Source organism: Luteibacter sp. KNZ12-1A, assembly GCF_056755675.1.
Genome location: NZ_JBPGXU010000048.1, coordinates 20,038 through 28,133 on the forward strand (window position 1 = coordinate 20,038; position 8,096 = coordinate 28,133).

8 protein-coding genes are annotated in these 8,096 nt (G+C 66.0%); all 8 read left to right on the forward strand.

Annotation, left to right across the window (positions count from 1 at the left end):
• Positions 1-70 precede the first annotated feature (70 nt).
• The 8 genes from ACR9ZJ_RS11335 to ACR9ZJ_RS11370 all read left to right on the forward strand — a co-directional run bounded on the left by ACR9ZJ_RS11335 (position 71) and on the right by ACR9ZJ_RS11370 (position 7,834).
• Positions 71-2,257: a penicillin acylase family protein gene (locus ACR9ZJ_RS11335; protein WP_481287807.1), complete on the forward strand. Its 2,187-nt coding sequence runs from the start codon at positions 71-73 to the stop codon at positions 2,255-2,257.
• A 13-nt stretch (positions 2,258-2,270) separates the two neighbouring features.
• Complete coding sequence (locus ACR9ZJ_RS11340; RefSeq protein ID WP_481287808.1) at positions 2,271-3,593, forward strand: amidohydrolase family protein; 1,323 nt, start codon at positions 2,271-2,273, stop codon at positions 3,591-3,593.
• A 121-nt stretch (positions 3,594-3,714) separates the two neighbouring features.
• Positions 3,715-4,332, forward strand: coding sequence for a guanylate kinase (gmk, locus tag ACR9ZJ_RS11345; RefSeq protein WP_371022523.1), 618 nt, complete (start codon positions 3,715-3,717; stop codon positions 4,330-4,332).
• Positions 4,329-5,141: an ABC transporter ATP-binding protein gene (locus ACR9ZJ_RS11350; protein ID WP_481282469.1), complete on the forward strand. Its 813-nt coding sequence runs from the start codon at positions 4,329-4,331 to the stop codon at positions 5,139-5,141. Before gmk ends, ACR9ZJ_RS11350 begins: the two co-directional genes overlap by 4 nt.
• Positions 5,138-5,905, forward strand: coding sequence for a lipid asymmetry maintenance ABC transporter permease subunit MlaE (mlaE, locus tag ACR9ZJ_RS11355; protein WP_481282470.1), 768 nt, complete (start codon positions 5,138-5,140; stop codon positions 5,903-5,905). Before ACR9ZJ_RS11350 ends, mlaE begins: the two co-directional genes overlap by 4 nt.
• 58 nt (positions 5,906-5,963) lie before the next feature.
• Positions 5,964-6,839, forward strand: a complete 876-nt coding sequence (gene mlaD, locus ACR9ZJ_RS11360) for an outer membrane lipid asymmetry maintenance protein MlaD (RefSeq protein WP_481282471.1) — start codon at positions 5,964-5,966, stop codon at positions 6,837-6,839.
• A gap of 21 nt (positions 6,840-6,860) precedes the next feature.
• Positions 6,861-7,541, forward strand: coding sequence for an MlaC/ttg2D family ABC transporter substrate-binding protein (locus ACR9ZJ_RS11365; protein ID WP_481282472.1), 681 nt, complete (start codon positions 6,861-6,863; stop codon positions 7,539-7,541).
• On the forward strand, positions 7,538-7,834 hold the full coding sequence (locus ACR9ZJ_RS11370; protein ID WP_481287809.1) for an STAS domain-containing protein: 297 nt from the start codon (positions 7,538-7,540) through the stop codon (positions 7,832-7,834). The genes ACR9ZJ_RS11365 and ACR9ZJ_RS11370 overlap by 4 nt, the downstream gene beginning before the upstream one ends.
• The last annotated feature ends 262 nt before the right edge of the window (positions 7,835-8,096 follow it).

Consider the following 8,096-nt stretch of genomic DNA (forward strand, 5'->3'; position numbering starts at 1 on the left):
TTGCCGGCACTTGACGTACCCTCGATCCGCACGGCTAGGATCGACGATCCATCCAGGGGAAGATGCGCCCATGTCCGTTCGTCACATCATGCTCGCCGTATCGCTGGGTGGTTTGCTCGCCACCCCTGGCGTCCATGCCGCCACGGATGACGCGGCCCGCTGGCGTCACGAAGCCCAGGCCGTCACCATCGTCCGTGATGACTGGGGCATCGCGCATGTCCACGGCAAGAGCGATGCCGACGCCGTCTTCGGCATGGCCTATGCCCAGGCCGAGGACGACTTCAACCGCGTAGAAACCAACTATCTCACTTCGCTGGGCCGCACGGCCGAGGCAGAAGGGGAATCCGCGTTGTGGCAGGACCTGCGGCAGAAACTGTTCGTCGGCCCGGAGACGTTGAAGGCCGACTACAGGCGGAGCCCGGCGTGGCTCAAGCGGTTGATGGACGCCTGGGCGGACGGCCTCAACTATTACCTTGCCAGCCACCCGGAGGTGCAGCCGCGTGTGATCCGGCGCTTCGAGCCGTGGATGGCGTTGAGCTTCAGCGAAGGCAGCATCGGTGGCGACATAGAGCGGGTGAAGACGGCCGATTTGCAGGCGTTCTACGGGAAGGATCCCGCCGGCGCCCTGGCGCAGTTCGTGCCGCCGTCGAGCTGGGCCGAGCCGACGGGTTCGAACGGCATCGCCATCGCACCGAAGCTCACGGCGAACGGTCACGCGTTGCTGCTGATCAATCCGCACACCTCGTTCTTCTTCCGCTCCGAATTGCAGATGTCGAGCGACGAAGGACTGGACGCCTACGGTGCGGTCACCTGGGGCCAGTTCTTCATCTATCAGGGCTTCAACAAGCATATCGGCTGGATGCACACCTCCACCGGTGCCGACGTGGTGGACGAATTCGCCGAGACCATCCAGCGCAAGGACGGCAAGCTGTTCTATCGCTATGGCAAGGAGCTCCGTCCGGTGACGTCTCGCGAGATCGCGGTGCCGGTGCGAATGGCCGACGGATCGCTTTCGGAGCGCCGCTTCACCGTCTACGCGACGCACCACGGTCCCGTGGTTCGGTCGGAAGGTGACAAGTGGATCGCCGTGGCGCTGATGAACAAACCACTGGAGGCCCTGCAACAGAGCTGGCTGCGAACCAAGGCCGACGATTACGCGACCTATATGAAGGTGGCCGGGTTCAAGGCGAACTCGTCGAACAACACGATCTACGCGGACGACAAGGGCAACATCGCCTACCTGCATCCGCAGTTCATCCCGAACCGCGACGACCGCTTCGACTATACGAAACCCGTCGACGGCAGCGACCCGGCGACGGACTGGAAGGGAATACTTCCGTTGGACAAGGCGCCACACCTGCTCGATCCACCGACCGGGTGGATCTTCAACACCAACGACTGGCCGTACTCGGCCGCCGGCCCCGACAGCCCGAAGCAGGCCGACTTTCCGCGTTACATGGATGCCGTCGGCGAGAATCCGCGTGGCCTGCACGCGACACGCGTCCTTACGGGCAGGCGCGACTTCACGCTGGCTTCGCTGATCGACGCCGCGTTCGATCCGTACCTGCCGGCGTTCGCGCGCCAACTGCCGATCCTGATCGCCGATTACGACGCGCTTCCCGCCACCGATCCCCTGAAGCGGCGGCTCGCCGGTCCGGTCGCGCTCCTGCGCACCTGGGATTACCGCTGGGGCATCGCCTCCATGCCGACGTCGCTCGCCGTGTTCTGGGGCGACATCCTTTGGGACAAGGCGAGCAAGCTGGATACCGCGGAAGGCCTGTCGGTGTATGACGTGATGGCGGAAAAAGCGGGTCCCCAGGTGCGGTTGAACGCCCTGGCCGAGGCGGCGGACCGATTGGAAAAGGACTTCGGCAGCTGGGGCGTGCCCTGGGGCGAGGTCAATCGCTTCCAGCGTGTCGACGGGGCGATCAAGCAACGCTTCGACGATGCGAAGCCGAGCATCCCCGTGCCGTTCACGTCATCACGCTGGGGCTCGCTGGCCTCGTTCGGTGCGCATCGCTGGCCCGGCACGAATCGCTACTACGGCACCAGCGGCAACAGCTTCGTCGCCGTGGTCGAATTCGGCGACAAGGTGCACGCGCGGGCGATCACCGCCGGCGGTGAAAGCGGCGACCCATCGTCGAAACATTTCGATGACGAGGCCGAGCGTTACACCACAGGTAACCTGCGTACGGTGTATTTCTGGCCTGAAGAACTCGAAGGGCATGTGGAGCGGACGTACCATCCGGGTAGGTGAGGGGACATGACGCATGGATAAGTGGATTCGAAAGGTGCTTCTCGCGTTGTCCGGCATCGCGGCGTCGACGCTCGCGCTTGCCGCCGACGTGCCGTCCGCTGCCGGTCAGCGTGCGGACCACGCGTGGCTGCTCAAGGCCGACCGCGTCTTCGATGCCCGTGACGAACAGGCGCATGCCGGTTGGGTGGTCCTCGTCCAGGGTGACAAGATCGCCGATGTCGGTCCGTCCGCGAAGGTTTCCGCACCGCCGGGCACGCAGACCATCGACCTGCCGGGCATGACCTTGCTGCCGGGCCTCATCGATGCCCATTCGCATGTCTTCCTTCATCCGTACAACGAAACATTGTGGAACGACCAGGTTCTTAAGGAGACGCTGGCATTTCGCACGGTGCAAGCGGTAAAGCATGCGCGCGATACCTTGATGAGCGGCTTCACGGCGTTGCGCGACCTGGGCACGGAAGGCGCGGGCTATGCCGACGTGGACGTGCAACAAGCCATCGACAAGGGCCTCATCCCGGGCCCGCACCTGTTCGTGGCGACGCGCGCGATCGTGGCCGGGCATTGCTATGGACCGGGTCCGCTGGGCTTCCGCGACGACATCGACCTGCCGCAGGGCGCGGCGCCGGTCAGCGGTACCGCGCAGATGATCGACGCCGTGCGTGACCAGGCGGCGCATGGCGCGGACTGGATCAAGCTCTACGCCGACTGCCACTGCGGCAAGGCCAAGGGCTCGATGCCGACGTTGAGCCAGGAGGAACTGAACGTCGCCGTCGAGACCGCGCACTCGCTGGGGTTGCCGGTGGCGGTGCATTCCTCGACCGCCGAAGGCATGCGGCGGTCGGTCATGGCCGGCGTCGAGACCATCGAGCATGGCTACGACGGTACCCCGGAAGTCTTCGCGCTGATGAAGAAGCACGACGTGGCCTACATGCCCACGCTCGAAGCGAGCGCCGCCTATGCCGAATACTTTGGCGGCTGGAAACCCGGCCAGCCACCGACCGAGGCGATGGCCAGGTCGGCGAAGGCGTTCAAGCTGGCCATGGACGCCGGCGTGACCATAGGCAACGGCAGCGACGTGGGCGTGTTCACGCACGGCACCAATTACAAGGAGCTGGAGTGGATGGTGCGCGATGGCATGACGCCCGCCCGCGCCCTCCTGGCCGCGACGGCGGTGGACGCGAGGGTGCTTCGCCAGCAGGACCGGATCGGCCAGCTGCGCGGCGGGCTGCAAGCCGACATCATCGCGGTGCCCGGCGATCCGACGAAGGACATCGGGACGCTCGCGCACGTCGCTTTCGTGATGAAGGGCGGGGTGGTCTACAAGCGGCCGGACTGAGACCCGGCTCGCCCGGGCGAAAGGTGGCCGATAGCCGAAACCCGGTACAATCGCCTTTTGCCCGGTCGGTGCGCCGGTGCCACCGGGAGCGAGTCATGAACCCCCAACGAGATAGCCGCGGATGATCGAAGGCACCCTGTTCGTGGTGGCCGCGCCCTCCGGGGCGGGCAAGTCCACGTTGGTCAACGCGCTTCTGGAGCGCGAGCCCGGTATATCGCTGTCCGTGTCGCATACCACGCGGCCGCCGCGGGTGGGCGAGGAATACGGCCGGCATTATTTCTTCGTGGAGCGTCCGGATTTCGAACGCGAGATCGTCGACGGCATCTTCCTCGAGCATGCCGAAGTGCACGGCAACCTCTACGGCACCTCGCGTACCGTGGTGGAGGGAAAGCTGGCCGAAGGCGCCGATGTCCTGCTGGAGATCGACTGGCAGGGCGCGCGCCAGGTGCGCAAGGGCAAGCCGGATTGCGTCAGCGTGTTCATCCTGCCGCCCTCCCGGGGGGAACTCGAACGCCGTCTCCGGGGTCGAGGATCGGATGCGCCGGAAGTGATCGAGCGCCGCCTGTTCAACTCCCGCGAGGAAATCGCGCATGCGCACGAGTTCGACTACATCATCGTCAACGACCGCTTCGAGGACGCCCTGGGCGATCTCCAGGCGATCGTCCGCGCCGTCCGCCAGCGCACGCCGTGGTCGGCCCGCCGCCACGAATCGCTGATCGAGGAGTTGCTCGCACCATGACCGACGACGCCATCGTCCGCATCCGCGGCCTGACCACCGTCCTCAACGGCAAGACCATCTTCGACAACCTCGACCTGGACATCCCGCGAGGCAAGGTCACCGCGATCATGGGGCCCAGCGGCACGGGCAAGACCACGCTGCTGAAGCACATCACCGGGCAGATGCGCGGCGACGCGGGCAGCGTCGAGGTGGACGGCGAGAACGTGCCGGCGCTGTCGCGCGAGCGACTGTTCGACCTGCGCGAACGCATCGGCTACCTGTTCCAGAACTCCGCGCTGCTCACGGATTTCGACGTCTTCGAGAACGTGGCGTTTCCGCTGCGCCAGCACACCCGGCTGCCGGAAGAACTCATTCGCAACATCGTGCTGAACAAGCTGCAGGCCGTCGGCCTGCGCGGTGCCGCCCGGTTGATGCCCACGGAGCTTTCCGGCGGCATGGCCCGTCGCGTGGCGCTGGCGCGCGCCATCGTGTTCGATCCCGCCTTGATCCTCTACGACGAGCCCTTCGTCGGGCTGGACCCGATCGCCCTGAACCAGGTGCTGCTGCTGATCCGTACGCTCAACCAGACCCTGGGCATCACCAGCGTGCTGGTGGCGCACGAGCTGGCTGCCGTGCAGAAAGTGGCCGACCGCGTCTACCTGATCGCCAACGGCAAGGTCGTGGCGCAGGGCGCGCCCGATTCCCTCGCCAACGACGGTTCGCCGTGGACGGCGCAGTTCTTCGGTGGCGAGCCCGACGGTCCGGTTCCTTTCCAGTATCCCGCGGGCGACTACGCCACCGCGCTCGGTTTCCCCGGAGGCAAGGCATGACCGCCAAGGACGACAACGTCGTCATTCGCAGCCTGACGCAGATCGGTGCCTGCGGGCTCTTCCTGCTGACCATCCTCGCCGCCATCCCGCGCAGCCTGCGCCATGGCCGCGAAACGATCCGGCAGATATGGTTCGTCGGCGCGATGAGCCTCACCATCGTCATGACCTGCGGCTTGTTCGTGGGCATGGTGCTCGGATTGCAGCTTTACGACGTGCTCTCGATCTTCGGGGGTACTTCAGCCACCGGCACCGTCGTCGCCATCGCGATCTACCGCGAACTCGGCCCCGTGGTCACCGCGTTGTTGTTCGCCGGCCGTGCCGGCACCTCGGTCACCGCCGAGATCGGCCTCATGCGCGCCACCGACCAGCTCGACGCCATGGAGATGATGGCGGTCGATCCGATCGCCTACGTCGCCGCGCCGCGATTCCTCGCCGGCGTCATCGCCTTGCCCCTGCTCGCCGTGGTGTTCTGCGCCATGGGCGTGTTCGGCGGCCACCTGGTCGGCGTCACCTGGCTGGGCATCGACAACGGTACGTTCTGGTCGAACATGACCGCCACCGTCGATGTCCACAAGGACATCATCGACGGCGTGCTGCTCAAATCCATCGCCTTCGGCATCGTGGTCTCCCTGATCGCGGTGTTCCAGGGCTACACCACCCCGCCCACCAGCGAGGGCGTCGCCTATGCGACGACCCGTACGGTGGTTGCCTCGTCCATCGCCATCCTGGCGCTGGACTTCGTCCTCACCTCGTTCCTGATCTGAGGCACCGGAGACCCGCCATGACCCGTCATTCCTTCATCGCCCATTCGAGGATCGTGCCGTGACCCAGAGACGTTCCTATGCCGTCGGCACCGGCCTGTTCATCGTGCTCGGTTTCGCCGCCCTCGCTTACCTCGCCACGCAGACCACCTCGGTGGCCAACGCCAGCCAGGGTTCCAGCTACACGGTGGAAACCCACTTCGCCAACGTCGGCCAGTTGAAGACCCGTGCCCCGGTGAAGATCGCCGGCGTGCGCGTCGGCTCCGTGCAGTCGATCGAACTGGTGCCAGGCAAGGAGGAGGCCAAGGTCACCTTGTCCATCGACGACCGGCACAAGGACATCCCGGACGATTCCGTCGCCACGATCTTCACCAGCGGCCTGCTCGGCGACCAGTACGTGGGCATCCAGTTCGGCCGCTCCAAGAATCCGGTGAAGGAAGGCGGCGAGATCGGCCTGACCCGTCCGGCCCAGCAGCTGGAGGAAATGCTCGGCAAGTTCTTCGGTGGCGGCAGCGCGCCGGACCGCCTCGGCGGCACCTTCCACGTGACCGGCGAATTCACCAACGTGGGCGCCTTGCAGCCCGGCGCGGCGGTGAAAATGGCCGGCGTGCCCATCGGCAGCGTCGATTCGGTGGTGATCAAGCCCGGCAGCAGCGAAGCCACGGTGACCCTTGCGATCGACAAGCGCTACTCCCAGATACCCGATGACTCGTCGGCCGCGGTATTCACCAGCGGTTTGATCGGTAGCCAGTATGTTGCGATCCAACCCGGCGGGTCGCCGGAATATCTGGCGGAAGGCGACAGCTTCGTGCTCACGCAGTCCGCGCTCCAGCTGGAAGACCTGATCGGCAAGTTCCTGGTGAACGGTTCGCCGAGCGACAACAAGTCCGGTGGCGCCCAGGGCTCCACCCAACCCGACAACGCCGGCAAGAAGTAAGGCCGGACCAGGAGACACCGCATGTTGCGTCAGCTTTCCCTCGCCCTCGCCCTCGCCATGACCACGGTGGTCGCCGCGCCCGTCTTCGCACAGGCCGCGCCCGCACCTGCCGCGGCGGTCGACGCGCAGTCCCCGCAGGGCATCGTCACCACCATCTCCGACGACCTCGCCAAGGCCATCGAGGGCCACCAGGCCGAACTGAAGAGCGACAAGGAAAAGCTCATCGCCGTCATCGACGACGTTTTCCTGCCGCACTTCGACATTGACTACGCGTCGATCCTCGTGCTCGGCCAGAACGCCTCCAAGGCGTCTCCCGAGCAGCGCGAGCGCTTCGCCAAGGCCTTCTACAACTCGATCACCCACCGCTATGCGGAAGGCCTGCTCAACTACACCCGTGGCCGCGTGAAGGTCCTGCCGTTCAGTGGCGACCTCAACAACAAGCGCACCGTCGTGCGTACGCAGGTGATGCTCGACGACGGTAAGTCCGTCTCGGTCGACTACGCGTTCCGCAAGTCGAAGACGGGTGACTGGAAGGCCTACGACGTGATCATCGAGGGTATTTCGTACATCACGAACTACCGCAACCAGGTCGACGCGGAGATCAAGAAAGAAGGCCTGGACAAGCTGACCGCCGACCTGGAGCAGAAGGGTTCGGCCGCCATCGACGAAATGCAGCAGCAGACCGGCGGCGCCCGCAAGTGAGCCAGCCGGGCTTCCAGCTGGGCAATCCGGCGCCGGAGACCCTGGTGGTCTCCGGCGCGCTCACGTTCGCCACCGCGGCCGAAGCGCTGGATGCCGCTCGCCGCCAGTTGGATGGCGGCCGGCAGGTCAATCTCGACCTGGCCGGCTTGTCCCAGGTGGACAGCGCCGGTCTCGCCACCGTGCTGGCCTTGCTGGCCCACACCCGCAGCCAGGGCAGGGCGCTATCCGTCACCCACGCCCCCGCCGGCCTGCAAGCCCTGGCCCGCGTATCCGGCGTCGACTCCTTCTTCTAATTCACCAATGTGGCCCCGATGGGGGCCTGTAGCCCAAGTGCGCCCCAACCTGGTGGGAGCCGACCCTGTCGGCGATCCCGCGGCGGCGGGCGGCGTGGGGCAGAGCCGTCGGCCGCCACCCTCGTCGCTCCGGTTACACCGTCGCTCGGGAAAGGATGCCGCTGCGCGGCCATGTCTTATGGCTGGCGCCCCGTCGCGCCCGTCGCGCCGGGCGGGGTTTCCGACTCGCCTTCCATGGCTCGGCGGAAACGGCCGGCCATCC

Excerpts from the sequence above, each read along its gene's own strand:
- ACR9ZJ_RS11365 (WP_481282472.1), top strand. The coding sequence starts at position 6,861 with ATGTTGCGTCAGCTTTCCCTCGCCCTCGCCCTCGCCATGACCACGGTG.
- mlaE (WP_481282470.1), top strand. The coding sequence starts at position 5,138 with ATGACCGCCAAGGACGACAACGTCGTCATTCGCAGCCTGACGCAGATC.
- ACR9ZJ_RS11340 (WP_481287808.1), top strand. The coding sequence starts at position 2,271 with ATGGATAAGTGGATTCGAAAGGTGCTTCTCGCGTTGTCCGGCATCGCG.
- gmk (WP_371022523.1), top strand. The coding sequence starts at position 3,715 with ATGATCGAAGGCACCCTGTTCGTGGTGGCCGCGCCCTCCGGGGCGGGC.
- ACR9ZJ_RS11350 (WP_481282469.1), top strand. The coding sequence starts at position 4,329 with ATGACCGACGACGCCATCGTCCGCATCCGCGGCCTGACCACCGTCCTC.
- ACR9ZJ_RS11335 (WP_481287807.1), top strand. The coding sequence starts at position 71 with ATGTCCGTTCGTCACATCATGCTCGCCGTATCGCTGGGTGGTTTGCTC.